The 25,234-nt window shown below is 52.7% G+C and carries 27 protein-coding genes, 1 tRNA gene and 1 pseudogene; 16 read left to right on the top strand and 13 right to left on the bottom strand.

What is annotated here, in order from left to right; all coding sequences use genetic code 11:
- Positions 1 to 113: 113 nt before the first annotated feature.
- Positions 114 to 284: pseudogene (locus N5098_RS17550) on the top strand (DUF4910 domain-containing protein); the annotation flags it as partial.
- Positions 270 to 575, top strand: coding sequence for a winged helix-turn-helix domain-containing protein (locus N5098_RS06975; protein ID WP_267637031.1), 306 nt, complete (start codon positions 270 to 272; stop codon positions 573 to 575). The pseudogene N5098_RS17550 and the gene N5098_RS06975, both read left to right, overlap by 15 nt.
- A gap of 94 nt (positions 576 to 669) precedes the next feature.
- On the opposite strand, the gene N5098_RS06970 is transcribed toward N5098_RS06975, so the two are convergent.
- From N5098_RS06970 to N5098_RS06955, 4 genes are read right to left on the bottom strand one after another with little or no spacing between them, the layout of a single operon-like run.
- Complete coding sequence (locus tag N5098_RS06970; protein WP_267637021.1) at positions 670 to 1,458, bottom strand: AAC(3) family N-acetyltransferase; 789 nt, start codon at positions 1,456 to 1,458, stop codon at positions 670 to 672.
- A complete protein-coding gene (locus tag N5098_RS06965) occupies positions 1,455 to 2,642 on the bottom strand; it encodes a formyltransferase family protein (RefSeq protein ID WP_267637020.1) in 1,188 nt (395 codons plus the stop codon). Before N5098_RS06965 ends, N5098_RS06970 begins: the two co-directional genes overlap by 4 nt.
- A complete protein-coding gene (locus N5098_RS06960) occupies positions 2,635 to 4,242 on the bottom strand; it encodes an amino acid adenylation domain-containing protein (RefSeq protein ID WP_267637019.1) in 1,608 nt (535 codons plus the stop codon). Before N5098_RS06960 ends, N5098_RS06965 begins: the two co-directional genes overlap by 8 nt.
- The gene (locus N5098_RS06955; protein ID WP_267637018.1) at positions 4,232 to 4,615 is read right to left on the bottom strand and encodes a holo-ACP synthase; all 384 of its coding nucleotides are present in this window, start codon (positions 4,613 to 4,615) and stop codon (positions 4,232 to 4,234) included. Before N5098_RS06955 ends, N5098_RS06960 begins: the two co-directional genes overlap by 11 nt.
- Positions 4,616 to 4,835: 220 nt before the next feature.
- Between N5098_RS06955 and N5098_RS06950 the strand changes: the two genes are divergently transcribed.
- Complete coding sequence (locus N5098_RS06950; protein WP_267637017.1) at positions 4,836 to 5,267, top strand: hypothetical protein; 432 nt, start codon at positions 4,836 to 4,838, stop codon at positions 5,265 to 5,267.
- On the top strand, positions 5,227 to 6,585 hold the full coding sequence (locus N5098_RS17545) for a transposase (RefSeq protein ID WP_267637015.1): 1,359 nt from the start codon (positions 5,227 to 5,229) through the stop codon (positions 6,583 to 6,585). The genes N5098_RS06950 and N5098_RS17545 overlap by 41 nt, the downstream gene beginning before the upstream one ends.
- Before the next feature lie 162 nt (positions 6,586 to 6,747).
- Here N5098_RS17545 and N5098_RS06940 read toward each other — a convergent pair whose 3' ends face one another.
- The gene (locus N5098_RS06940) at positions 6,748 to 7,350 is read right to left on the bottom strand and encodes a hypothetical protein (protein ID WP_267637014.1); all 603 of its coding nucleotides are present in this window, start codon (positions 7,348 to 7,350) and stop codon (positions 6,748 to 6,750) included.
- A gap of 569 nt (positions 7,351 to 7,919) precedes the next feature.
- Here N5098_RS06940 and N5098_RS06935 point away from each other — a divergent pair.
- From N5098_RS06935 to N5098_RS06915, 5 genes are all read left to right on the top strand, one after another.
- Positions 7,920 to 8,933: a tyrosine-type recombinase/integrase gene (locus N5098_RS06935; protein WP_267637012.1), complete on the top strand. Its 1,014-nt coding sequence runs from the start codon at positions 7,920 to 7,922 to the stop codon at positions 8,931 to 8,933.
- A 361-nt stretch (positions 8,934 to 9,294) separates the two neighbouring features.
- Positions 9,295 to 9,948: a hypothetical protein gene (locus N5098_RS06930; RefSeq protein ID WP_267637010.1), complete on the top strand. Its 654-nt coding sequence runs from the start codon at positions 9,295 to 9,297 to the stop codon at positions 9,946 to 9,948.
- Entirely contained in the window at positions 9,945 to 10,889 is a 945-nt protein-coding gene (locus tag N5098_RS06925) for a phage NrS-1 polymerase family protein (protein ID WP_267637009.1), read from the top strand. Before N5098_RS06930 ends, N5098_RS06925 begins: the two co-directional genes overlap by 4 nt.
- A gap of 169 nt (positions 10,890 to 11,058) precedes the next feature.
- A complete protein-coding gene (locus N5098_RS06920; protein ID WP_267637007.1) occupies positions 11,059 to 11,289 on the top strand; it encodes a hypothetical protein in 231 nt (76 codons plus the stop codon).
- Entirely contained in the window at positions 11,279 to 11,974 is a 696-nt protein-coding gene (locus tag N5098_RS06915; RefSeq protein ID WP_267637005.1) for a hypothetical protein, read from the top strand. The genes N5098_RS06920 and N5098_RS06915 overlap by 11 nt, the downstream gene beginning before the upstream one ends.
- Before the next feature lie 174 nt (positions 11,975 to 12,148).
- Here N5098_RS06915 and N5098_RS06910 read toward each other — a convergent pair whose 3' ends face one another.
- Together N5098_RS06910 and N5098_RS06905 are read right to left on the bottom strand one after the other, a co-directional pair.
- On the bottom strand, positions 12,149 to 12,544 hold the full coding sequence (locus tag N5098_RS06910; RefSeq protein ID WP_267637003.1) for a ribonuclease HI family protein: 396 nt from the start codon (positions 12,542 to 12,544) through the stop codon (positions 12,149 to 12,151).
- Between the two features lie 428 nt (positions 12,545 to 12,972).
- A tRNA-Phe gene (locus tag N5098_RS06905) sits at positions 12,973 to 13,046 on the bottom strand.
- Between the two features lie 193 nt (positions 13,047 to 13,239).
- Here N5098_RS06905 and N5098_RS06900 point away from each other — a divergent pair.
- From N5098_RS06900 to N5098_RS06880, 5 genes are all read left to right on the top strand, one after another.
- Entirely contained in the window at positions 13,240 to 13,878 is a 639-nt protein-coding gene (locus N5098_RS06900; protein WP_267637001.1) for a 50S ribosomal protein L1, read from the top strand.
- A 1-nt stretch (position 13,879) separates the two neighbouring features.
- Positions 13,880 to 14,935 carry a 50S ribosomal protein L10 gene (locus N5098_RS06895; RefSeq protein ID WP_267637000.1) on the top strand — a complete coding sequence of 352 codons (1,056 nt, stop codon included), beginning with the start codon at positions 13,880 to 13,882 and terminating at the stop codon, positions 14,933 to 14,935.
- 3 nt (positions 14,936 to 14,938) lie between these two features.
- On the top strand, positions 14,939 to 15,283 hold the full coding sequence (gene rpl12p / locus N5098_RS06890; protein WP_267636999.1) for a 50S ribosomal protein P1: 345 nt from the start codon (positions 14,939 to 14,941) through the stop codon (positions 15,281 to 15,283).
- A gap of 177 nt (positions 15,284 to 15,460) precedes the next feature.
- On the top strand, positions 15,461 to 16,540 hold the full coding sequence (locus N5098_RS06885; RefSeq protein ID WP_267636998.1) for an ABC transporter ATP-binding protein: 1,080 nt from the start codon (positions 15,461 to 15,463) through the stop codon (positions 16,538 to 16,540).
- Positions 16,540 to 17,379, top strand: coding sequence for an ABC transporter permease (locus N5098_RS06880; RefSeq protein WP_267636996.1), 840 nt, complete (start codon positions 16,540 to 16,542; stop codon positions 17,377 to 17,379). Before N5098_RS06885 ends, N5098_RS06880 begins: the two co-directional genes overlap by 1 nt.
- A 45-nt stretch (positions 17,380 to 17,424) precedes the next feature.
- On the opposite strand, the gene N5098_RS06875 is transcribed toward N5098_RS06880, so the two are convergent.
- The 5 genes from N5098_RS06875 to N5098_RS06855 form a co-directional block, all read right to left on the bottom strand.
- Entirely contained in the window at positions 17,425 to 17,973 is a 549-nt protein-coding gene (locus N5098_RS06875) for a hypothetical protein (protein WP_267636994.1), read from the bottom strand.
- Between the two features lie 159 nt (positions 17,974 to 18,132).
- Positions 18,133 to 18,906, bottom strand: a complete 774-nt coding sequence (locus tag N5098_RS06870) for a PHP domain-containing protein (protein WP_267636992.1) — start codon at positions 18,904 to 18,906, stop codon at positions 18,133 to 18,135.
- Between the two features lie 53 nt (positions 18,907 to 18,959).
- Complete coding sequence (locus N5098_RS06865) at positions 18,960 to 19,385, bottom strand: DUF8057 family protein (RefSeq protein ID WP_267636990.1); 426 nt, start codon at positions 19,383 to 19,385, stop codon at positions 18,960 to 18,962.
- Between the two features lie 65 nt (positions 19,386 to 19,450).
- The gene (locus tag N5098_RS06860) at positions 19,451 to 20,137 is read right to left on the bottom strand and encodes an RAD55 family ATPase (protein ID WP_267636989.1); all 687 of its coding nucleotides are present in this window, start codon (positions 20,135 to 20,137) and stop codon (positions 19,451 to 19,453) included.
- Between the two features lie 180 nt (positions 20,138 to 20,317).
- Positions 20,318 to 20,578 carry a DUF7577 domain-containing protein gene (locus N5098_RS06855; RefSeq protein ID WP_267636988.1) on the bottom strand — a complete coding sequence of 87 codons (261 nt, stop codon included), beginning with the start codon at positions 20,576 to 20,578 and terminating at the stop codon, positions 20,318 to 20,320.
- A 98-nt stretch (positions 20,579 to 20,676) separates the two neighbouring features.
- Between N5098_RS06855 and N5098_RS06850 the strand changes: the two genes are divergently transcribed.
- Positions 20,677 to 22,659 (top strand): MutS-related protein, encoded by a 1,983-nt coding sequence (locus N5098_RS06850; protein WP_267636987.1) that lies wholly within the window; start codon positions 20,677 to 20,679, stop codon positions 22,657 to 22,659.
- 311 nt (positions 22,660 to 22,970) lie between these two features.
- Positions 22,971 to 24,098, top strand: coding sequence for an ORC1-type DNA replication protein (locus N5098_RS06845; RefSeq protein ID WP_267636986.1), 1,128 nt, complete (start codon positions 22,971 to 22,973; stop codon positions 24,096 to 24,098).
- 5 nt (positions 24,099 to 24,103) lie between these two features.
- Here N5098_RS06845 and N5098_RS06840 read toward each other — a convergent pair whose 3' ends face one another.
- On the bottom strand, positions 24,104 to 24,880 hold the full coding sequence (locus tag N5098_RS06840; protein ID WP_267636985.1) for an HpcH/HpaI aldolase family protein: 777 nt from the start codon (positions 24,878 to 24,880) through the stop codon (positions 24,104 to 24,106).
- Positions 24,881 to 25,234: the final 354 nt, after the last annotated feature.

Below are 25,234 nucleotides of genomic sequence, written 5' to 3'. Positions count from 1 at the left end.
TCGGTGAAGCGGGAAATTGTAGTTTGCACAACTTCGACTCTCCCGCTTCAACTCCCTTACTCTGACGACCTGATCCGATGCTGTCTAGCGATTAAACACGGCCCTTTGACACTAAGGGATCCGACGAGCGCCAGTATTGTTCACCTGGCTTCAACCTCCCAATGGGACAGTTCGCTAGAACAGTCTATGGTGAATACAACGAATATCATAATTCGCTGGACAACAAGGACTTCGTACAGATCGAATCCTTGGTAGAGAGTACAAATACAATTGAGAAGGTTTTACAAACGTTCGAATATGCGGGTTACTACTCCAATCAGAAACCTTATGGAGAACCTATGATGAGCAAAAGAAACCTATATCCAACAATTAATGATCCCGAAGAAACGAGAGAGGATCTCGTTCAAATTATGATGCGTGTACTTAATTATAGCGATGGGGACTACTCTGCTATTGATATTGCAGAATTATATGATATGTCAGTTGGCGAGATGAAATTGGCCATTGAGCAATTGTGTCGTACAGGACTACTTGAACCAAGAGAACATACCCCAAAATATCGAAAGAATATATAATTTTTCGATAGTGTTCGTTACTCTTTAAGCGAAAAATGAACCAGATTATCGTCATCAAGAGATACCGAAGACGAAGAGAAACAAGGCAAGAATCCTATTTATCTGAAGCAAAAGACTTGTCCATTTCACCAACAATTGCAAATGGGTCTTTGCGGACTAATTTAACCGCCTCCTCCACAAAATCCTCAAAATTAAATGAGGTTACCCCAGCAGATCCCACCTGTGCTTTCTGGATAGGTCCTTCAGAAAGTTCACGCTCTATAATTGAGAGATCGAGTTTCGGATTGAGATCTAAGTTACGGACGTACATCTCATAAGTGACCGGATCAGTATCTCCATTACGATTTGTATATTCCCCTTCAAATTCTTTCCAACATCTATATGGAACATCACATTTCTCTTCAACATAATGGATAAGAGAGGTGCTCTGGAAGGGCGCTCCGAGTAACAGGACTTTTGCATCGAGTTCGTAGAGCCTATCGATAGGACCTCCAGAAGTGAATGTGGTTCGAGTATCACGGTTACACACATCAACGGCATTAGGTCCCATCCCAGCTATTGATTGCATTGGATGGGGGCTCCTTACACTCTCTTCCTGTTTTCTTATATACTCGGTAAGTACGCCCATTTCTGACGGAGTTGACCGGATATCAAATGGTTGGCCGTCACAGAACTTATACGTGAATGTCGGGACGTATAAACCACCACTTGGTCCAAGCAGATCAATCAGAATAGAGGTAACCGCTTGAGGGATGTCGTCAATTGCTGTATCTGCCAATTTTCCCATCCTGTAAATCGAACTGTGGACAAATATAATATCTCCCGTTCTAATGCCAACTGATTGGAGTGCTTGTAACAAATCGGTCCGTGTTGGAGCAGTCATATTTCCATCCCAGACTCTAATTTCAGTTTATTTGTAACATCAGTTCCAGCCATCGAATTACCATTAATTTCTGTCTTGATGATTTCAACTGCTCCATCTCCTGTTCCGATATACAGTGAACCTCTTAAGATTCGAATCTGGCCCGGAGGCAGCCCATCTATATTCGCAGTCTTGACATTTCGCATAATTACTTCTGTTCCGTCTATCTGTGTGTAGGGATCATACGTTGGACTCTGAAAAGGTCCGTAGTCGGCTGCTCGGACAAAATTATACACTTCACGTGTCTTTAGAGACCAGTCGATCTCTCCGTCGGGAATATCTTTCGACCGATACACCCGTCTCCGGCTAGTGTCCTGTGGTTGACTTGGTAGCTTCTCGTTTTTTTCGATTTGCTTAAGAGCTCTCTTGACGAGTTCCGTTCCAGAATCGATTGACCTTAAAAATAATTTGAGTCCATTATCGTCTTCTTCAATAGGAAATGTCTCCCTATAAATTATATCTCCTGCGTCTATCTCCTTGGTCATCCAATGAAGAGTCGCTCCGAACTCCTCTTCGTCGTTTATCAATGCCCACTGATGTGTATGTAGTCCAGCGTACTCTGGTAGCCTACCCGGGTGTAAATTGACACAACCTTCTTTAGGCTCAGTAAGCAATTCTTCTGGAAATATAACGGTTGAGTTCACGTTAAAAATGTAGTCTGGGGGACTGCTAAAATAATCGGGACCGGAAGATAGTAGATTTTGAGTATTTTGCACCTCTATATCTAAACTATTTGCGTATTGAACAATTTCTGAATCGCTACTCTCATCGGTGTAAAGTTCGGTGAATTGAATTTCAGGCCTGTCTTCCACTTCCGATAATACCTTTCGCATCGGCCTCCCATTTCCGATGAATATTATCTCGGCAATATCCTCACTGGAAGATACCTTCTTAGTCTTCACTTCTGATTTTTCAGTAACCAATCTCTCGCAACTACTTACAAGGTTATCGAAACGAGTTAGTTCGTTAGGGTCAATCTCATCAAAATCCACTGTAATCCCGTACTCTGCCTCTATTGCTGAAATAAGCTTGAGGAAATCTAACGAATCTAATAAACCAGACTCAATCAGATTAGTATCATCATCTATTTGTTCGTCTGTGTCAATTGTATCGTGTACGAATTTTTCAATCGAATACTCACTCATGACTTTCTGAAAGACTAGTCCTTAGCTGTGTTCTATCAATCTTCCCGTTTACATTCAAAGGCATTTCTTCAATAAGATGGATCTCTTTCGGAACCATATAATCCGGCAGTTCGGTTTCGCATTCTTGGATTACTTCTTTAGGACTAATCTCTTCCTCTGGAACAATGAATGCTTGAATTGACTGGGCGATCCCCTCCTCAACAGGCCAACCGACGGCAGCCACCATTTCAGATTCAACAATATCTCGGATCGTGGCTTCAATTTCCAGAAGTTCTACTCGGTGGCCTCGAATTTGAATCTGATTATCGATTCGACTAATAAAGTGGAGGCGGCCGTCGTCATCTTTTCTAACTAAATCGCCTGTCCGGTACCATCTAGTTCCACCGATCTCGGTAAACGATTCTTCGTTGGCTTGTGGACGTTCTATATACCCATCAAACACTTGAGGGCCAGCAATATAGAGCTCGCCTTCTTTTCCTTGCTCAACAATATCGCCATCTCGACTGACAATCTCTCGCTGCTGATGTGGGAATACCTCTCCTATAGGTGTGATTCCATTCTCGCAATATTCTATCGACTCGTCAGGTTGCCACCGGTAGCGTGCCGTCGCAATTGTTGCTTCCGTCGGACCATACAAATTTTCAACTATAGAATTAGGAGCAGCCTTTTGCCACATGGACGCTAACCGGCCCGATAATGCCTCACCACAGAAGAAACTATAGCGCAATTCCGGATAGGTGCTCGGTTTCAGTTGACCGAATTGTGACATAAACATTGCCGTTGACGGAACTGTAAACCAGACTGTTATCTCACGGTCATTTATGAATTGACCGGGGGCCATTTTGTTTTCCTCAGGAATCACGTGTAGACTGCCTCCTACGCCCCAGCACACAAACATATCGTGTACGCTCAAATCAAATGTAAGGTCAAAAAATTGTGAAAAACGGTCAGACGAATTAAAATCATATGTTCTCCAGGTGTGTTTCAAATATGATCTAACGTTTTGATGAGTAATAGGCACTCCCTTGGGACGACCGGTACTGCCAGATGTGAACAGTATATACGCTGTTTCTTTTGAAGAAATATCAGGTAGAATATCTGTATCAGGATCCTTATTTGTAGTTGGGGGTATTGCGATGTTGATTGTTTCAGAATCAGTCAATTTCCCAAGGTCTTCCCGTTGATCGTCGTCAACTGAAGGTAGAGTTCCGACGGTGATAGAGACATCCACTTCTCGGAGAAGAGCCTGCAAATTTTCAACTCCAGCATGATCAATCAAAATCGTATCTATACTGGAGTTTTCTAATATCTCCTTGTTACGTTCGATTGGATGATCGGGCTTCATTGGAACATACGCTTTGCCGGCGAAAAGTGTACCAAGTATCCCCACGTACGCACCAATGTTCTTCCCAGTTAACAGACCGACATTTTTCGTATTAGAGATTTCTTCTGAGTTTAGTATTTCCTTGACGGCCAGGGAGCGTGTTCCAAGGTCTGCATAGGTGAAATTATCATCGTCAACTACGAGAGCCGTTTGTTGTGGATACCTTTGCCAAGAATCAACAAATCCTTCGCCGAGGACTTCGGTTTCACCGGGCATTATATTCACCATCCTGTTCAAACATCATAACAAATGCGATTGCTTTGTCTGTAGTATGTGATATACTGAGAGAACTGTTTATACTATTCATGCCAGGACCGGTAATTTCGGGGGGGCCATAACCCCCTGTCTGGATAACTTCTATCTGTGTGATATGAACTCTATTTACTGATTCAATTTGTTCTAAAGCTTTGAAACCAGCTTCTTTTGCAGCGAATCGCCCAGCAAGATGCTGAGAAGGTTTCTCTTTATTAAAACAATATTCTAACTCAGCATCTGTGAATACTTTATCTAGAAATCTATCACTAGATCCCGCATCATTGTTTGGGAACCGTTCCGTGTTTTCTATATCAACGCCAACGGAGAATTTCAACTATGTCACCTATGAGTGTTATAGCTCAGTTAAGCGCCTATCGATAAAAATTACAGGGAATTCCTAATCGGGGCTTGGGGCAGGCCGCTTGGACTACGGGCTCATACGGCCGATGAAATTCATCTAGGTGCTTATCTACGGGCCCATTGGCTGCATCGTTTTCACTTTCAGCCTAGTTTACTACATTTTATTAACAACCATCCTGTGCTGGTGGCCAAACGTGAAACATGACATCTGGAGCGCAACGCCGCCGAGAAATGACGTACTGAAACTCGCCGATCTCCCCGTAGCACCAGAAACCTACGACGAATTCTACGACAGGCTTGACCTACAGGTTGAGCGTATTCCATCGCTCAAAGTGATACTCGTTGACAAGACCAACAGTAGATTTAGCGAGTCGCTAGCAGATGTTGTCGGCAGAACAACAATTCGAGGTCATTACACGCCGTCAATCAGGACAGAAAACGACTTCTCCGACAAGTTCGATCCGATAGAATCCCTGAACATCTATATATATATATCTGCATCTCAGTCCGAATGGTCAGCGAACACTGGCTACGAAATCAAAGTACACCAGCGGGTTCTGCGAGTCGCTGAACATCCACGATTCGGTGAGCCAGTCCACGGTAGGACGCATCAGGGACCGGATTGAGGAAGGTGTGCCAAGTTGGGCAGACTACTTTTCTCGCGTGAAACAAGACGTGATAATTCAGATGCAGGGCACCGAGTACGAAGACTGGTTCGCAGAGCCGCCGCAAGTCACGTTTGACGGTGGGGGTCTGCCCGAAGTAAAGCGGATCAGCCGCAAGCTCCGCCAGTACATCTTCCCGTTCATCAAGCTTGACCGTGGCGAAGGCGTGAAGTACTCCAAAGACGATCTCCTGAAGATCCTCGCCGCAGCTGGTCGATGGGGTTGCCAACCAAATCAGGCAGCCGACGCGATGGAAATCAAACCGTGGAACCACGGTAAAGACGTGGCAGATTCGTCCTCGCTGTTCTATCGAATCTGGCCGATGGAGAAAAAGCAGGTAATGGAGATGTTCATCGTGTGCCATGCGGCGTTGTATCGGCTGGCACAGGATTACGTCGATTTCGGCGGGATGACTGAGGTCGCAATCGATATCACGGACTGGCCGACCTACGGTGATCCTGAGGCGAGTAGCGGGATCAGTGGCACAAAGCCCGGTCGGAACTTCTCACATGCGTGGCAGTACGCGACACTTTCTATTGTCGGTGACAGGATGCCGATGACACTCGCAGCGATTCCGGTACAGAAGCGGAAGAACTCCCATCTCGCCATGCGGAAGCTGTTCACCTACGCGAACACGAAATTCGATATCGACAGGGTGTATTTGGATAGCGGGTTCTACAAGACGAAGGTTCGGAAGGTTTGCGACGACTACGACGTTGGTTTTGTCATGAAGGCACAGGAGAAGGCCGATGCGATCGACACACTGAAAGATGCCGCAATCTCCCTCAATGATCCGTACCGATCGCGTGAATGGGGCGTCGGAGAGTGGCCTGACGAGGATTACCTGTGGGTACTTCCGTCAGAGAAGCGAGCGAGTCGTCGTGCCGGTGAACCAGATCACCCGCGAGAGGACTGGACGACGTTCTACTCGAATATCGATCCTGAAAAGTTCGGTGCCGAACGACTAGCAGCCTACTACCGTAGACGGTGGGTTGTGGAGACAAAATACCGGGTTATCAAGCACCGATTCCTGCCGCAGTGCGCCTCAACCGAGGAACACGTCAGGGCAATCATCGTCAACTACGCCGTGCTGCTGTACAACATGTGGCAGGTGTCGAATTTGATTGCAGATGAGCAGGGCGATGAAGATGAGGATCTGTACTTCGAAGCCAACTACTTCCTCGGCTCGATCGTCGATGATTCAAAGGGCATCGAAACGGCGTCGGTCGTGAACCTATCAGAACACAGTAAAGTACTCAACGAGAGTCCGTGGTTCTGAACTACTGATTTCACCCCTGTTTTGTTTCAGGAATAGATCTGAATACGAAAAGTTCAACTAGCGACTACTGATAATTGTAGGGAATCATAATCCTATGAACAATGCGTGGAAAAATCAACTTGCCGTCTCTCGCCTCGCTACCGGCTCGCAGAAGTAACGTGATTACGTCTGGTGCTTATCAAACGCCCACAGAGCCATATCTACTTCTCGCGGTGTTATTCCCTCTTGTTGTGCGATATTCCGTACTTGATTCAGATAGAAAGAGTAAGCACTCGGGTCTGTCCCATAGTCTTGGAAACCATCCATGAACTCGATATACTGGTGATAATTCTGCGGGTTCAGCAGTTGAGGAATGGCGGCTCCGAGGGCACGAAACGCCCGATAGTCCAAAACCGCGTATCGTGTCGGGTCGGCCATTGTCATGATAGTAGACGCGACAGGGACACGGACGCCTTTCAATTCAGTGAGAGCGTTCACTTTGTCTTCGTCGGCTGAACTCTGAAACGCGACTTTGCTACGGCGCTCTACGAACGTCTGGTTGTTCTTTTTCAGGTGATGGTCAATTCGACCCCCCGCTTTCCACCGCCCGATTTGACGAAGTTCCTCACGTAAGATGTAACCTCGCTGTTGAAACGCTTGAGATATTGACCCTAATTTCGGGTCTTTTTCCTCTTTCAGATTGCCCGAACTATCTCGATACTGTATCTTCTCGTCGGGTGCAACAGCGTCGTACTTGTTTATCCACTTCGAGAAGTCAAAGGACATGAATAGGCAATCAAATAGCAAGAACATACCTTTTCGGACTCAAGAAAGAGATGGCCGAAACGGGCGCTATTGCTACCAGTAGAGATGTGAGGTGCCTGCCGCGTCGGAACTCGGATTCAACGGAAGTACAACAAACGCATAGACGAACTGCGCCAAAGGGCAGACCGAGAAACACATGATACTTGCGTGCATCCGATACGCGAGAGCGGTTGACTTCGGGACAGACGCCTACCATTGAAATCCTAATCCCCCGAAAAAGCCACTCACAGTAGCCAATTCTCTACAATTCATTCCGTAACAGGGGGAAGGACTGAAAGGGCCTCGGTACGTGCAATGTATTGAAACGCCCGACGGCGAAGGGTGCGTTCGTGAGCCGGTTCAAATCTCCCCGCGATTCGCGGGGGCGTACCTGCCGAAATCTGGCGCTATACAGTCAATGCGCAACGAACCGCAAAATCATGCCGCCTCCCCGATTTGAACGGGGGAAGACGACGCGGAAATAACGTGCTGTCGGGCGATTGGACGTCGCTTCCCCGACCCACAATCCGGTGTTCTGCGGAGAGCAAACAATGGCAGAACTCGAACCCATCGCTCCCGTAGAGGCGAAAGAGATGTTCCTCGCACAACGGCGTGACGAGGTTGCAGAAGCAACGCTACAGGGCTATCACTACCGTCTCAAGCCGTTCGTCCAGTGGTGTGAGGAAGAGGACGTCACGAATCTCAACGAACTCACGGCCCGCTCACTCCACGAGTATCGGCTCTGGCGGAAGGAGGACGGCAACCTGAAGACCATCACCCTCAAGGGACAACTCTCGACCCTGCGAGTGTTCGTGAAGTTCCTCGAATCCATCGACGGCGTCGAGCAGGGCTTGCACGACAAGATGCTCATACCCTCGGTCGAAGACGAGGAAGCGGTCAGTAACAGCATCCTCGAAGCCGAGCGAGCAGAGCAAGTCCTCGACTACCTCGGAAAGTACGAGTACGCCTCGAAGCGACACGCACTCCTCACCGTGCTATGGTACACCGGCTGTCGGATGGGAGCCGCACACTCACTCGACGTCTCCGACTTCGACGCAGATGAGCAGGCTCTCGAAATACGGCATCGGCCCGACACCGAAACCAACCTGAAGAACAAGCAGTCGGGCGAGCGTATCTGTGCCCTTTCGGAAGACGTCTGCGAAGTGTTGCAGGACTACATCGACGTGACTCGCGACGACGTGACCGATGACCACGGACGAAAGCCGCTGTTCACGACTCGGTACGGTCGGATGCATCGCTCGAAGATTCGAGAGATGGTGTACGCCGTAACTCGTCCGTGTGCCTACGGTCAGGATTGCCCGCACGGTCGTGACCCGAACTCCTGTGAGGCGGCGACCTACACCCACGCCAGCAAGTGTCCGTCCAGCGTCTCGCCTCACGATATTCGGAGAGGAGCCATCACCCACCTGCTACGAAACGACGTACCCAAGCAGGTGGTATCTGACCGTGTGAACTCCTCGCCCGAAACCCTCGAAAAGCACTACTCCCAGCTGACCGAGGAGGAGAAGATGGAGCAACGGAGGGAGTACCTCGACTCGATGTGACCGCCCGATTGTCATAGGATTATATGAGAGGGTGAGGGGACTGGTAGACCACCCCTCTTTGAATGACAGACAGCATAGATAACACAGTGGGGTTTAAGAGTATCTGGTGTCCACGTTCATCTAGAGAACTGGCCTCATAACGCTCCTGTGTCAAGAAATTCGGGTTAGAACTGGCCGCCACCTTTATATACAATACTAACTAATAATAGTGTAAGGAAGTCAGAAACGTATTGCTCGCTGAGTAGCCACTTCTCCTGCTGAGGGTATCCATATAGCGGTGGTTTGAGCAGTGGGTCTGGCAGTCGTGGGACTGTTCAGGACGGCTCTTGAGCGATGAGTCTGACTTGTGAGGTAGTCAATTATGACAACGAACAGCAACGCCTCTGGCAATCAGGAGGACAGGGAAGCGTCCAACGAGGGCGTGGATACAGACACAGTGGAAGCCGTAACCGATGGAGGGCAACCGCTCGCTTTAGACGAGCGCCTCGACACAGGCTCGAAATCGTGGGAGGATGTCGAGAAGGACAAGGGGTATCTCCATCATCGACCGAGTTTCCCGCCCTGCACGAGCGCCCGAACCACCCTTCATTCCCGAGATGCAGACGACGATAGGAGGGAGCGATACGAGGTGTTCTTCCTCCTGCAACACGGTCGCCAGCATCCTGCCGAGCGCCGAGCCAACGACTACAGCGAGGGATGGGATGGCCAGAAGGTGCGTCCAGAAAACGTCTGGAAGTTCTACCGAGCGCACATCATCCTCTCACGAGCAGGTGTCAACCACCCCTTCGATGAGTGGGCTGTCCAGATGGTGATGCAGGAAGACCTGCAAGGGTTCAGTCGGTACTACGAGGGCATCGACGGAGCCGCACTCGGTTTCGCTACCCTCTACAAGTACGACGATGTGGAGATGGCGAAGGACTCCTATCTGGTGGAGGAAGCCGAGGAGATGCTCGGTGTAGATGGTGAGAAGTTGGTGGAGTACGTCTGGCGAGAGTACGGAGATGATGTCCGATGAGTCGATTCGACTTCACCTTCCAGCAGGACAGCGAGGATAACACAGGTGGTGGTGACAGTCTTCCCACTCGCTTGAAGGAACACGACCAGTGGCTCGTGACTCAGGACAAGAAGCCAGTCGCTCCGTCGGAGGGGTGGCAGAAGTCGGTGAATCAACTCGCCTTCACCGAGGCGCAGGACAAGGTCAAGCAACTCGGTGGAACTGTGGGCTTCTGCTTCACCGAGGGCGGCCCCTTCGCCGGATTCGACCTCGATGACGTGAAGGTAGACAGCGAGTTCAGCAAGGAGGCACGCACCATCGTGCAACGCCTCGACTCCTACACCGAGGTATCGAGTTCGGGAACAGGATTACACGTCATCGCAGAAGGCGACCATTCGGACGACCGCAAGCACCGAGGTGACTTATCGGAGGTAGGGCATCTCGAAGTGTACGATGAGAGTCGATATTTCGTCCTCACCGGAGACGTGTACGATGGCCTCACATCAGTCGAGAGCAAGCCCACAGTCGTCCGAGAGGTGCAGGATGACTATCTCCCCGAACGGCAGAAGTTCACCTTCACAGGTCAGCAGAAGCCTGTGAGTAAGCAGGAATCCGACGGAAGCAAAACGGACGCCACTCCCAAACAGGTACGGCGAACCATCGAGGAGTATGGTAAGTGTAGTCATACAGATGTGGACCACACTCGTATCCTTCGCTGGTGGAGAGGACAGAACGGGATGAAGACCTCTGCCTCCGAGGCGGATATGGCCTTCATCGAGCAACTGTACTTCTGGTGTCAGGGTGACCAGCAGTTGATAGACGAATGTTTCCGAGCCTCTGCTCGGATGCGAAGCAAGTGGGATGAGGTGCATTACTCGAATGGAGACACCTACGGCGAGAGGCACATTCGAATCGCCTGTCGGAGAGGGGATGAGGAGTTCGATGGGAGGTACGTACAGTAAGAGAGATAACTCAATCCTGTGGATACAACCTACACACACCCTACTACTGTGATATTCCGCTTGTTCTCCTCGCCCAACCCCTTCATATAATCCTATGACAATCGGGTGGAGTTCGGATGTGAAAGTTGGCCGCAAAACACCTAATAATCTCTGCGGAGATAGACTACGTATGATTGAGGTGGAAGGTTTGGTTCAATGGGTTATCCAGAATAAAAACTGGCTATTTAGCGGGGCAGGTGTTGTAATTATTACATCTATTATTGCATATTTGAGGAGAAGTGGAAAAAATGAGGTGCCTGAAAAAAATAATTCTGTCGAAATATCAGACAGTGAAGTAGTCGGCGGTGTAGCAGGAGGGGATATTACTGTCTCAGAGGAGGTGAATGATAATGACGAATGATGGAGATGATGAAAGTAGTGGTCAGAAAGAGGATGATGAAATCCCGGTTGATGTATGGACGACAATGATGAAATATGACTATGGAAATGAACTTGAGCCAATGTATAATAAATCTGAAAATAAACTTGAATCAGGGTCTGTAGATATTGAGGAGAGCGTGATATTTGGACTGGTTGCCGGTCGCGATATCGACCTTGATATAACTGAACACGTTGGAAATGACGGAGCCAGCGAACTTATTGATATCTTGGAAAGAAGGGCAGAAAAGGTAGAAAAAGAGTTAGAACCCGTTTACGAATATGCACCTGTTCAGGAATTTTTAGAGGAATTTAATAGATTACACCAAGAACACATAGAGGCGCTTGAAGAGGGGAATTATGTATATGCTCACGAAGTCCTGTCAGAAATACATAGGTTATCGTATGAACTGGAAATGAAAGACTTCTGGACCCATCACGAAAAGAAGGAAATTGGTTCTATGTATAGTCTAGGTGAAGATGCTTTTGAGAGGGGTGCCCTCATCTGTGGATATATGTCTGGTGATGTAGAATCTAATTCTTCAAAATACCCCAGTCGCTACTACTTTGCAAAAGATGATGTTGAGTTTATATCTCCTTACGAAATTATATTAAAGAGTGAAGAAGAAGCACTGTTTGAGAACGAAGATGAAAAGGGGTTTCTCTAAGAATACGTAGATTCTTCTAATAAAGGTCAATAATGCAATCATAGATAGTTATCCCACACAGAAGTAAATATTATTTGACAATTGTGGCAGTTAACTGTGACTCCGAGATACACGGTAATGGGTAGGCTCCAAAGGGTGTTTCCCATATAGCGACTCTGGCGAAGTTAATCCCGCTCAGTCCGAGAAGCCAACCTCCACCAACTCATCTGCTTGCCAGTTCTCCTCACGAGAGGCGTGCCGTATCTCGAAACCCTCGAACTCCTCGGCCAACTCTTGCACGCGGTCCCGCAGTGGACGAAGTGCGGGTTCGTTCACACTCCACGCACCACGAACTTGCTTCACGACCAACTGAGAGTCACCCCTCGCCTCAACCTCGGTACATCCCTTCTCGGAGGCGAGTTCCAGCCCTTGGATGAGGGCGTGGTACTCGGCTCGGTTGTTTGTCGATTCTCCGATGTGGTTGCTCCCCTCCTTGGTCCAGTCGTCAGTCTTGACGATGTACCCGATAGCCGCAGGACCGGGATTCGGGCGAGCGCCTCCGTCGAACTTCACGACAGCCGGTGTGGTCATCTCGATACCCCACCTGTGTTATCTCGCCTGTCATTCGCTCGATACGTGGCTCTCTGCGGTTCTGATTGCATCATTATCACTCTCCATCTAATACTATGACAATCGGGCGGAATTCGAGACTCTCAAGCAGTCACGAAACCGCATATGCCTGATGGCATATCCAACCAATCTTCGGAGTCGGGGTGCCCACTTCTGTGACACCGCGTTCAACGTGCTGTATAAAAATACGCCGCTCAAGGCTCGTGCGCTCGACTGACAGCAGTACGCGACTTCGGGCCGAAAGACTCTAGATTCCCCGATACGTTTCGGTAATTGCAGAACGCCAGACGTGACGGGGTGCGTCCAGTGACCGGTTGCCTTCGCACGAGGCGAATCCGAATCGCAGGACAGCGTCACCACTCTCGGTCATCATTCGAGCGGTGAAAGGATGCCGCCTCCCGGATTTGAACCGGGGACAGCTCGATCTTCAGTCGAGTGCTCTCCCAGTCTGAGCTAAGGCGGCTCGCATCACATCATCCGGGCACACCCGAAAAAAGAATTACGATTACGTGGCGCCCATGTGACAGTCACGCAATCGCCATAATCCGAATAGTTCGACGCCTTTAAGTGTCGCATTGGCTTCTTATCAGCCGAGACAGGCGTAGTCCTGTTTCACTGACCCGTAGCAGCCAGACGGCGTACTACGGAGGTGAACAATGGCAGATCAGGAGATAGAGGAGGCAGTCTCTCGCGCAATCGACGAGTCCCCCGACCGGAACTTCCGTGAGACGGTGGACCTTGCAATCAATCTGCGCGACATTGACCTCAACGACCCATCGAACCGAGTTGATGAGAGTGTCGTCCTGCCGGAAGGTACCGGTCAGGAGACCAACATTGTCGTCTTCGCGGACGGCGAAACCGCAGTCCGTGCCGAGGAAGTTGCCGACGATGTCCTCAGTCCGGACGAACTTGCCGACCTTGGCGACAATGATAACGAGGCCAAGGACCTCGCAGATGACACTGACTTCTTCCTTGCAGAAGAAGGTCTAATGCAAGATATCGGGCGTTACCTGGGGACCGTTCTCGGTCCGCGGGGGAAAATGCCCGACCCAATCAGCCCCGACGACGATGTCGTCGAGATGGTTGAGCGACTCAAAAACTCCGTGATGATTCGGAGTGGTGACCGTCGGACGTTCCACACGCGCGTCGGCGCGGAGGACATGTCTGCTGAGGAAGTCGCCGACAACATCGACGTCATCATCCGTCGTCTTGAAGCGGATCTCGACAAAGGCCCACTCAATCTTGGGTCTATCTACGTGAAGACGACAATGGGGCCGGCTGTGGAGGTGGCTTGAGATGAGTACACAGGAACGTAAAACTGAGACGATTCCGGAGTGGAAGCGTGAAGAGGTCGGCCAGATTACCGACTTTGTTGAGCGCTACGAAAGCATCGGCGTCGTCGCTATCACGGGCATTCCGAGCCAGCAGCTTCAGGACATGCGCCGTGACCTGCACGGGACCGCAGAACTGCGCGTCTCGCGCAACACGTTGCTCGAACGTGCACTCGACGAGGCCAGCGAGGGTCTCGACGACCTCACCGGCTACGTAAGTGGTCAGGTCGGCCTCATTGGGACAAACGAGAATCCGTTCGGGCTCTACCAGCAACTCGAAGCCTCAAAGACGTCCGCGCCAATCAAGGCGGGCGAGGTCGCGCCCAACGACATTGTCATCCCCGAAGGCGATACGGGTGTCGACCCGGGTCCGTTCGTGGGTGAACTACAGAGTGTCGGCGCAAATGCACGCATCGACGGTGGTTCCATCAAAGTGATGGAAGACTCGACGGTGCTTGACGCTGGCGAGGAAGTCTCGACGGATCTCTCGAACGTACTTGTCGAACTCGGCATCGAACCAAAGGAGGTCGGTCTCGACCTTCGTGGCGTGTTCGCCGAGGGCGTTCTGTTCGAACCCGAAGACCTCGAACTCGACATCGACGAGTACCGGGCTGACATCGAGACGGCCGCAGCGTTCGGTCGTAATCTCGCTGTCAACGCGGGCTTCCCAACCGCGCAGACGCTCCCTGCACAGATTTCGAAGGCCACCGGCGAGGCCAAGAGTCTGTCTCTGCAGGGCGCTGTCGAAAACCCGGATGTCATGCCGGACCTCATCAGCAAGGCCGACGGCCAAGTTCGCGCACTCGTAGCGAACATCGACGACGAGGAGGCGCTTCCTGAGGAACTACAGGACGTCGAAGCGCCAGCCGAAACCGAGGCCGAGGCCGAGGCCGAAGCCGAAGACGAACAGAGCGATGACCAACCTGACGATACCGAGGAAGCCGACGTCGACGAAGATGCAGATGCTGACGACGACGATGATGAAGACGGCGGCGACGCTCTCGGAGCAATGTTTGGATAAACCATGGAGTACGTTTACGCAGCACTCATCCTGAACGAATCGGGCGAAGAGATCAACGAAGAAAACCTGACGAACGTCCTCGACGCAGCGGGCGTTGATGTGGAGCAGTCCCGCGTCAAAGCTCTCGTCGCTGCACTCGAAGACGTTGACATCGACGAAGCAGTCGAAGATGCCGCTGCTGTTCCCGCCGCGACTGGTGGAGCAGGCGGTGCTCCCGCTGCTGGCGGCGACGACGCCGCAGATGACGACGACGAAGCCGAAGAAGAAGAAGCCGAAGAAGCAGACGACGACGATGACGACGAGGACGACGAGGCAGCCGGCGAAGGCCTCGGCGAACTCTTCGGATAACCGTCAACACCAACTCGTTCTTTTCGTGCTTTTTTACTAGCCACTGCTGTGTGTGCGCCATGTTACGGTACTCGCTTTTCGCTTACTTCCATCGATGGTGAACGAGTTTTCAGTAACAATTAATACAGAAGTGACATTCTGCTTAGTGTTATATCCCTCCATCATCTTGAGTAATGTATGACAGCAAGTAAGCCAGTACAACAGTCCGATACCACAAAGAGCGAGGTTCCCGATTCAACGACTCCAGAAGAAAAATCAAACATCGATAACACGCACGCAGTTGACGGGGAGGTGGCAATTACTGTCGATGAGGTGACAAAATCATACGGCTCGGGGGACGATGTCGTCACCGCAGTTGACGACATCTCATTCGAGATAGAACGTGGCAGCATCGTTGGATTGCTCGGACCAAATGGTGCTGGCAAGACAAGCGCTATCAAGTCGATGCTTGGATTGGTAATTCCTGATAGGGGTACTGTCTCAATCTGTGGGGTCGATGTTGCAAGCAGCCCCGAGCGCGCTCACGGTCATGTTGGCGCAATGCTCGAAGGCGACCGGAACGTGTACTGGCGGCTGACTGCCCGCGAAAACTTGGAGTTCTTTGCCGGCCTTAGCGGAGAGTACCCGTCGGCAGTCCGGGACCGCCACGACCAGTTGCTGGAGCAACTCGACTTGCTCGATGTGGCAGACACGGCTGTCAACGAATTTTCAAAGGGAATGAAACAAAAAGTGTCTCTCGCCAGCACGCTCGCGCGGGATGTTGACGTTATCTTCCTTGACGAACCAACACTCGGTCTTGATGTTGAGGCCTCACACGACCTCCACCGAGAACTGCGACGGCTAGCCCAAGAGGAAGATATGACTATCGTCCTGACAAGCCACAACCTCGACATCATCGAAGCGGTCAGCGACCGGGTTATTATCCTTAACGACGGCAAAATCATCGCCGACGACGACACTGATGACCTCGTCGACCTGTTCGAAACACAGTCCTACCGCTTCGTCGTCGGGGCACCGCTGCCCGAGGCTGTCGAGACCCGACTCCGACGGGAGTTCGATATCACCTGCAAGCGGGAGGACAACCAGGTTGCAATCGACTGCATGGGTGCCGACAGCGATACCGTCTACGCGCTGATGGACGTGCTGAGCGACGCCGGGATGGAGTTACACGAGGTGGAGTCGGTCGACCTTGACCTGGAGGACGTGTTCCTTGAGGTCATCGACGACCCGGCGACCGCCAACGGAGGTGTGCAGTGATGGCGACCACGGAGCGCTCGACTCAGGGTGCGAACACGGCCGACTCCGAGCCGGGTGCTGACAGAAGTCCCTCACGGCTCGCGCTCGTCTCGGTCGTTCTTCGCAAAAAACTCATCATCATGGTTCGCTACCCGCTGAACACCGCGACGCAGTTCCTTACGCTGTCTATCCTGTTCGCGATTATTTTCTTCGGTGGACAGGCGGTCGCCGGGCCGACAATTACCGACTCGCTGGCTGGCATCATTGTCGGGATGTTCATCTGGACGCTCGCAGTCACCGCTTTCTCGAGCCTCGCGTGGAGTGTTACTCGCGAGGCACAGTGGGGCACACTGGAACGGCTGTTCATGTCTCCCAACGGTTTCGGGCTGGTGATGGTCACGAAGATGGCCGTCAACATCCTGTTGAGCTTCTTCTGGGGATTTGTCCTGCTCGCAGTGATGATGGCCCTTTCAGGCAAGTGGCTCACGCTTGACCCGCTGACGGTGTTGCCGCTGGGTCTCCTGACGCTGGCATCTGTCAGCGGTATCGGCTTCCTGTTTGCCGGGTTGGCTCTGCTGTACAAGCGAATCGAGAAGGTATTCCAGCTGCTTCAGTATGCCTTCATCGCACTCATCGCGGCCCCCGCGGGAACGTATCCGGCGCTCAAACTGCTCCCGCTCTCACACGGCAGCCATCTCCTCCAGCGGGCGATGGAAGACGGGGTCAGGCTCTGGGAGTTTGCTCCGTCTGAACTCGGTCTCCTGGTGCTCACCAGTACGGTCTACTTGTTCGCAGGGTACTACTGCCTGCACCGTGCACAGCGACGCGCACGCCGGAAAGGGCTGATGAGCCAGTACTGACGTCACTCTCGGAGTCTGTGTCGAACGCGAAAAAATACAATTGGCTTAGGCTTCGATGGCGTCGGCGGCCTGCTCGGAGACGTCCTGAATCTGGGCCTGCACATCTTCGACTTGCTCTTGAAGGTCCTCGACTTGCTCGCTGACCTGTTCGGTCGCCTCGATGGATTGTCCTTCGAACTCCTCGTGGGCTTCTAGTAGCATGTCAAGTTGCTCGTTGAGGGTTTCGAGGTACTCCTCGGTCATCTCGTCGTACGTATCGATGCCATCGTGTAGCTCGTCTTCGACGGTGTCGAAGGCTTCGGCGTGGGCTTCGAGCAGTTCTTGATACTGCTCATCGACAGTGGTCCGAATCCCGTCAGTCATTCCGACTGCACCGGGCATTCCTTCGACGGCATCGAGTGTCTGGTGGAGGTTCTGTTGTAGGAACTCGACGGCCTGGCGCTGGCTTGTCTCCTGAACATCGAGCGTATCGATTGTCGCGCTAGCCATCTCGCGCTGGAACTCAAGCCCATTCTCCATAGCACGCTGACTCTGCTCGATTGTCTTGCGTTGCAGCTCAAACGCCGTTTTGATTGGTGTCGTATAGTCTACCATTGTTGTTCTATACTCTAGTACACCAGTTGAGAGTATAAATCTTCCGGTGGATGTACTTGAATGGTAGCAAATGGTTTCTAATGGTATTCGCGTAGCAACCACCAGTGCGGTCGCTTCTCGTTGTTGTCGGCTGTCTGTCTCAAGCAGCAAAACCAGTCTCTATATGTGGGCCGAAAGGCGGTCAAATTCTTCGTCGTCAAGTCCAGCAAGCCCAAGCTCTTTTTCGTGTGCGTCACTCCCGCCAGTGACAAGCGCGTCGTACCGTGAGACGGTTTCGCCAAGCAGTGACTCATCGACCTCGTGGCCGTAGGGATAGTATCGTTCGACCGCATCGAGCGTCTCGACGAGTTCGAGCGCTGCTGGGGGGTCAGAGTACCGGAACGGATGTGCGAGCCCGACAATACCACAAGCATCTTTGAGAATATCACGGCCTCGCTCGAAGTCAGGAATATCACGCGGGACGTAACACGGGCGACCGTCAGCGATGAGCTGTTCGAAGGCACTTTTGTAGTCGTAAGGGGCGTTACTGTCCTCGATAGCCCGTGCAATGTGAGGGCGGCCAACTCCTTCCTCGAAGGTAACGTCGAGAGTTACACCAGTCTCCGCTTCGACACGATCAACGATTTCTCGTGCTCGTTCGATGCGGTCTGTCTGGAGATGGTTTACTAATGTGCGTATCTCTTCTGTCTGCTCGACGCCGTACCCGAGCAGGTCGACCCGAAACTCCCCGGTATCAACACGGAGTTCGATGCCGTGGATAACTTCGATACCATCATGCATCGTAACAGGTTGGTCGAGAGCTGGATGCAGACGGTCATGGTCAGTAACAGCCACCGTTTCGACGCCGGCACGCCGGGCAGCACCAGGAAGTGTCGCAAGTGTAAGCGTCCCGTCCGAGTTTGTTGTGTGGACGTGGAGGTCAGCAACGGTCATACCCAACCATCGCTAGCCAGGGGTTTGGGTGCTGTGATTGCCACCTTGGCTGTCTATTCGTCGGAATCTTTTTGAAGAAACTCAGGCAGATTCACTGCCTCCGTTGAGTCGAAGTCTGGCCGGTCGAGAAGGTCTGCTCTGTCGACAGCCTCGGGTAACCCCTGTCGACCACCTGTCGGAATATCGTCGGTATCGACATCTCTTAGTTCACCTTCGACGAGGCTCGACCAGACGCCGTCGTTCTGGCTGTTATCCTCGGGTCTCTCTAGGTTGCGTGCCTCTGTTTTCCCTTCGTCGAACGCAAGGTCGATGACGCTTCGCTGGTAAGCACTCCCCATCTCGTCACGGATTGCATCGAGCTCGTCGGGATGGTATGTTCCTAGCGTCGCGGCGACACCCAGAGCGTACGCTCGTTCCATCGCCTCCTCGTCGTCTAGCGTCTCCCAACTGGTCCCGTAGGTCCGCTCGTATCTACTCATGGCTGTTCCCGGGGATGTGTCCTGTCTGGTGTCCAGAAAACTGTTCGTTCATCATTTGTCATATTTTAGCCCTGTACCTGTTCGTCTGGATGGATTCGCAGTCCCTGATCAGAAAACGAGAGCTGTCGAATATTGCTATCGATGGCGGTCCCACGCATCTTGATTACCTGAATACCCCGCGTCATCCCATCCGAATCGAGGAAGTTATGGAAGAAGATGACACCGTGGGCAAGGTAGTGTTCGTCGGAGTACGACGTCGGGTCAGTCATCTCTGAAATAAGCAAGATTGTCGCGTCAGTCTGCTTGAGTGCTGAGAGGAAGCCCGTAATTTCCTCGCTCCCGTCCGCAAAAAAGTGTTGGAGCAACATCGTTGAATCGATGACTGCGCGGTCAATGTCGTTTGACTCGATGAACGCGATGAGCCTATTCGTCAGTCCGCCGTCGGTCCCAAACTGTGTTATCGTCCGCTTGCCTGACTCAGTGACGAGGTTGAGGAACTGAATCGAATCTGACTGTATCGCTCGGTCGAACCCAAAATTAAAGCCAGACATATCTCTCAGCAATACCTCTTTGCTCTCATGCATCGTTACATACAGACACTCCTCACCTTTTTTTGCACCCTGTGTGATAAAATGCGAACAAAATGTCGTCTTGCCGCTGCCGGGCGGACCGCTGATAACGTACAATCGGTCGCTCAGCAGTCCCCCTTCGATAAGCTGGTCGAACCCGGGGACGCCACTGGAAACACGCATACTCCCGACAATGATGGCTCGAAGTATAGTTGTTTGCTCTTTGTTCTCACCGCTGATAACTACTCGAATGTTACAGCTGCTTGTCAGTCTATTTTCGACCCGAACGGGTTGTCTGGCGTGTGCCTCACCCCCTGTCACGTAACTATATGAGTCCACGACAACCAAGCGGCCATAGCGATGCTACGCGAGGCGCTGTCCACATTCCCGACAAAACGTGTACATGCTGTGACTTTCGTTGTACGCACCACAGGTGTTGCAGGCCACGAGGTTCTCATCCGGGCCGCGTTCGTTCGTATTGAATGCTCTCGTTCTGCTCTCTACTCTCGGTGTTGTTCGCTCCGGTGACTTTGCTGTCGCCGACTTCATGAAGTAGCGATACAGGTACAACTGGAGCAAAGCAAACCCGAGAAGATATGCGAGCAGCCAAGCCCAAGTCGCCATATCATGTGATACGGTATCATTCTATTTGGATGTTCGGGGTGGACTGCTGTCTCTCTCCAACTTACATTTTTAACCCCCGGCTCGAATGGGTCACATAGATGGAACTCACGGCGATACCGGGTGTCGGTGAGAAGACTGCCGACGCACTACAGGCACTCGACGACCCTGAGCGCGCACTCGAACGTGGCGATGTCGCCACACTCGCGCGCGCACCGGGAATCAGTTCAGGGCGCGCCGCTCGTATCGCCCGGGGTGCTATCCGGGCGAACTACGACGACCCTGGCGAATTCGTAGCAACACCGCGCGCGAGAGAAATCTATCAAGACGTACTCGCATTACTACAGGAGCGGACGGTCACTGACTATGCGACACACCGCCTCGAAACACTGTACCCGAGTGCGTCCCGCGCTCGCATCGAAGATATCCGTGAACGTACCCGACAAGCCATGGATAAAGAGCCTGCCGCCGAGGTGCTGGATGCGCTTGACGGCGTCGAACCGCTTTCTGAGCCGACTGACCGTCGTATCCGAGACCGTTGTCTTGCTACACAGGACGCTGAAACATACGCACACGCTCGTGACGTTATTCCAGAGGTAAGCGTCGAACTTGTCGACAACGCCCGGAAGCTCTCCGAACTTGCTCGTGGGTACGCGACTGTTGTTGTCCTCGATGAGTCATTTGCCAGAACGGATGTCGATGGAGACGTTCGCATCGAACCGGACGCACTTGAGAACCCCTCGGCTGTGGTTCCCGAACGGACGCTCGGCTTTTTCGCTCACAACCGCGACAGACTACAGGCGGCTGCGCGGGTCCACCGTACTGCGGGTCTCGACCCATCCTGTGACCTCGACTCACTCGAAACTGCGCTGGACCGGCTCGATACGGACGGCGCAGTTCGTGGCGACGAGGAACTCGACCGACTGACAACTGCTGTCAACGATATTGACGCAGCTGTTAGCCAAGCTGAGCGCGTGGCCAACGACCACCTCCGGGACGCAATCGAGGAACGCGACGTAACGATTGATGGCACCGACCTGCTCTCGTTGGTTGAGCGTGGTGCAGGTGTTGATTCGCTGCTCCAACGCGAACTCGCAGACGAGTATGACGCCGCCGTTGAGCAAGCCCGCGATGCACTCGTGGAGACACTCAACCTACGAGAGACGGAGGCAATCGCTCGACGAGCCTTCGGTGACGACCCTGCATACCCAGTCGAACACGACGAGGAAGTCGTCAACCGCCTTCGGACCGAGCTGACAGCCGCCCGCGACCGCCGTGCGACGCGACAGAAACGTGAGCTTGCAAGCGACCTCGCAGGGATGCGTACGGACTGTCAACAACTTGTTGAGTGTGCTCTCGAACTGGATGTTGACCTCGCCATTTCCCGCTTTGCCCGGGACTTCGACTGTACGATGCCCACAGTTGGCGGTGATGGATTCACCATCGAAGGCGGTCGGTCCCCACTTCTGGACGTCGCCTTCGAAGATGTCGAACCCGTCGACTATGAGGTCTCGGGTGTCACACTGCTTTCGGGAGTCAACAGCGGCGGCAAGACTTCGATGCTTGATTTGGTCGCCCTTATCGTAACACTCACACACATGGGGTTGCCTGTTCCAGCTGAGCACGCACGGGTTGCACGTACCGGTGAACTTCAGTATCACGCCAAAAACCAGGGAACGCTGGATGCGGGAGCATTTGAGTCGACGCTCAGAGAGTTCGGCGAGTTGACCACAAGTATCAGTGAGGACCGCCCGGTGCTTGTGCTGGTCGATGAACTCGAAAGCATCACTGAACCCGGCGCAAGCGCCAACATCATGGCCGGAATTCTCGAGGCACTCGCCGAGCGGGACGCAACGGCAGTGTTCGTCTCACACCTTGCCAGCGAAATCCGTGAAGTCGCTGAGACAGAACTCGCTGTTGACGGTATCGAAGCATCGGGTATTGCCGACGGCGAGTTGCTGGTTGACCGGACACCGGTCAAGGGCCGACTCGCGCGCTCGACGCCGGAACTTATTGTCGAAAAGCTGGCCGACGAAAACGTCGCCGAAAGCGATTTTTATGCGGGTTTACTGGAGAAATTCTGACTGCTTTCGGACATACATCTCCCTTCTGGGCTCGGTTCTGGAATTAATACCACTGTTTTGTATCAGTAGTACAGCGTGTTGTGAGTCACAAAAGACAACAGGAGCGTGCTCTCGATTTGGAGCAACAGGTCAAATACGGAGCGGCTGATGACCGCCAGCAGGCCGATGATACGTGTCGAGTCGAACGCGAAGTGGATCCATGCCTAGAATATCTTCTGCTCCGTGAAAGCTAGTCGCATTTGTGATTATTTATGTACGATAACTGAGTCCTCGGTACTGTTAAGTAGCCCGAAAAGCTCGGTGAAAGTATAATGGCGGACGACCCCGAGGACGACATGTTATCGTGGGACGAGTCCGTGTTTCGCGACGAGCGCGTCTTCGAAATCGATTATCTACCAGAGACGTTTCTCCACCGCGAGAGCCAGATGAAAAACCTGAAATACGCGCTCAAACCGGCTGTGCGTGGCTCGCGCCCGCTGAACGTCATGGCACAGGGACCACCCGGGACTGGCAAAACCACCGCGGTCCACATTCTGTTTGATGAGTTGCGCGCGCGGACTGAGATTAACCCAATTCGGGTAAACTGCCAGGTCAACTCGACACGATATGCGGTATTCTCTCAGCTTTTTGAGGGTGTCTTCGATTACGAACCGCCATCGTCCGGCATCTCATTCAAGAAGCTGTTCTCACAGGTAACCGACCGGCTTGTCGAAGAAGATGAAGTGCTTGTCGTTGCGCTCGACGATGTCAACTACCTGTTTTACGAGTCTGAGGCCTCAGATACGCTGTACTCCCTGCTGCGCGCTCATGAAGAACAGGGCGGAGCGCGTATCGGCGTCATCATCATCTCTTCGGACCTCGAACTCGATATGATGGCCGAACTCGACGGGCGCGTCCAGAGCGTTTTCCGCCCTGAGGATATCTATTTCCCGCCGTACGACGAACCAGAAATCGCCGAAATCCTCCGAAAACGTGCCGACCGCGGCTTCCATGATGGGGCGGTTGGCCCGCAGGTACTCGACCGGGTTGCCGAACTCACCGTCGAACAGGGCGGAGATCTTCGGGTAGGTATCGACCTGCTCCGCCGTGCCGGTCTCAACGCTGAGATGCGTGCCAGCCGGACAGCCGAGAAAGCAGATGTCGAAGAGTCCTACGAGAAATCGAAGTACGTCCATCTTTCACGTCGACTGGGCGAACTGTCTGACTCTGAATCCGAGTTGCTTGCTGCCATTGCCGAACACGACGGCGAACAGGCAGGCAACATCTACGACGCGTTCAACGACCGGACAGACCTCGGCTACACCCGCTACTCTGAGATAATCAACAAGCTTGACCAGCTCGGCGTCATCGACGCGTCCTACACCGATGTCGAAGGACGTGGCCGCTCCCGGAAACTCTCGCTTAACTACGACGCCGAAGCCGTCCGTGAGCGGCTTTGAACCTGTTATTTAGTTTTACTGAGCGCTTTCCCGTGTTCGAGTGCAGCCGTTGCGCCGTCGCTCAGATATGAGAGGTCCATCCCGGCAACGAGATAGTCGACTCCCCACGTCATACGCTGTTCTCGGTCCTGTTCGCTTGCTGCAAACGTGCCGACAGCTACGTCAGCATCCCGAGCCGCTGTCAGCGCGTGGTCAACAGCCGTGGTGAACTGCTCTGTGTCCCACTCGCCAAAACAGTCAAGTGCCATCGAGAGGTCTATCGGCCCGATAAAGACGCCGTCGATACCTTCGACTGTGGCAATCTCGTCGACGTTTTCGATTGCTTGCTCGGATTCGAGTTGGACATGCGTCGCGAAGGCCTCATCGTCGGCTGTGACCTGCTCGTTGAGCGTGCGTCCGTATGTCGCCGCCCGCCCCGGGCCGACACCGCGACTGCCCTTTGGTGGGTACCGGACAGTGTCGACGATTGCCTCGGCCTGTTCGGCCGTGTGGACCATCGGGACAAGAACTGCGTCTGGGCCGAGGTCAAGCGTCCGCTGGAGTGTTGTCGGGTCGTCGTCGGCCACCCGAACGAGCGTCTCGGTCTCGCCGTCGACGGCGTCGACGGCCCGGAGCAGATCCGCCAGCGTCTCGTCTGTTGCCGGGGAGTGCTCCATATCGATGCCGACAAAGTCGTAGCCGAAACTCGCCACGAGTTCGGCCACTGCTGGGTGGGGGACAACCTGCCAACTCCCGAGCAATGTCGACTCTGCCTGTGTAACAGTACGTAGACTGTTGTCCATACTCACTGGTTCGGAGAGTGTGTTCCAAAGTGCTGGCGGAAGAGCGATTACGCGGCGACCTCAACCACCAATCTCTGTCACCTCCTCGACGGTGCCATACCAGACGACCGGTCAGGGAATCCCCAGCAGGTCGCTCTCGGCAACAAGAGCACCTCACTACGTCGCATCGTGGTCACCTCCAGTCGATGTGGCCAGCCGGTTGGCTCAGGCACTGTTGGTCTGTCCCCGACACAGGCGGTCAACTACACGGTTAAAAACAGGCTACCGCGGAACCCAGCCGCGAGCTACACCGGACTCGCGGTTGCCAAGTCGGCTACCGTGAGACATTACAGCTAGCACGACAGCTTCGGCGAT

The organism is Halovenus rubra (genome assembly GCF_026586665.1).
GTDB classification, from domain to species: Archaea; Halobacteriota; Halobacteria; order Halobacteriales; family Haloarculaceae; genus Halovenus; species Halovenus rubra.
This window is presented reverse-complemented; position numbering and strand designations above follow the sequence as displayed.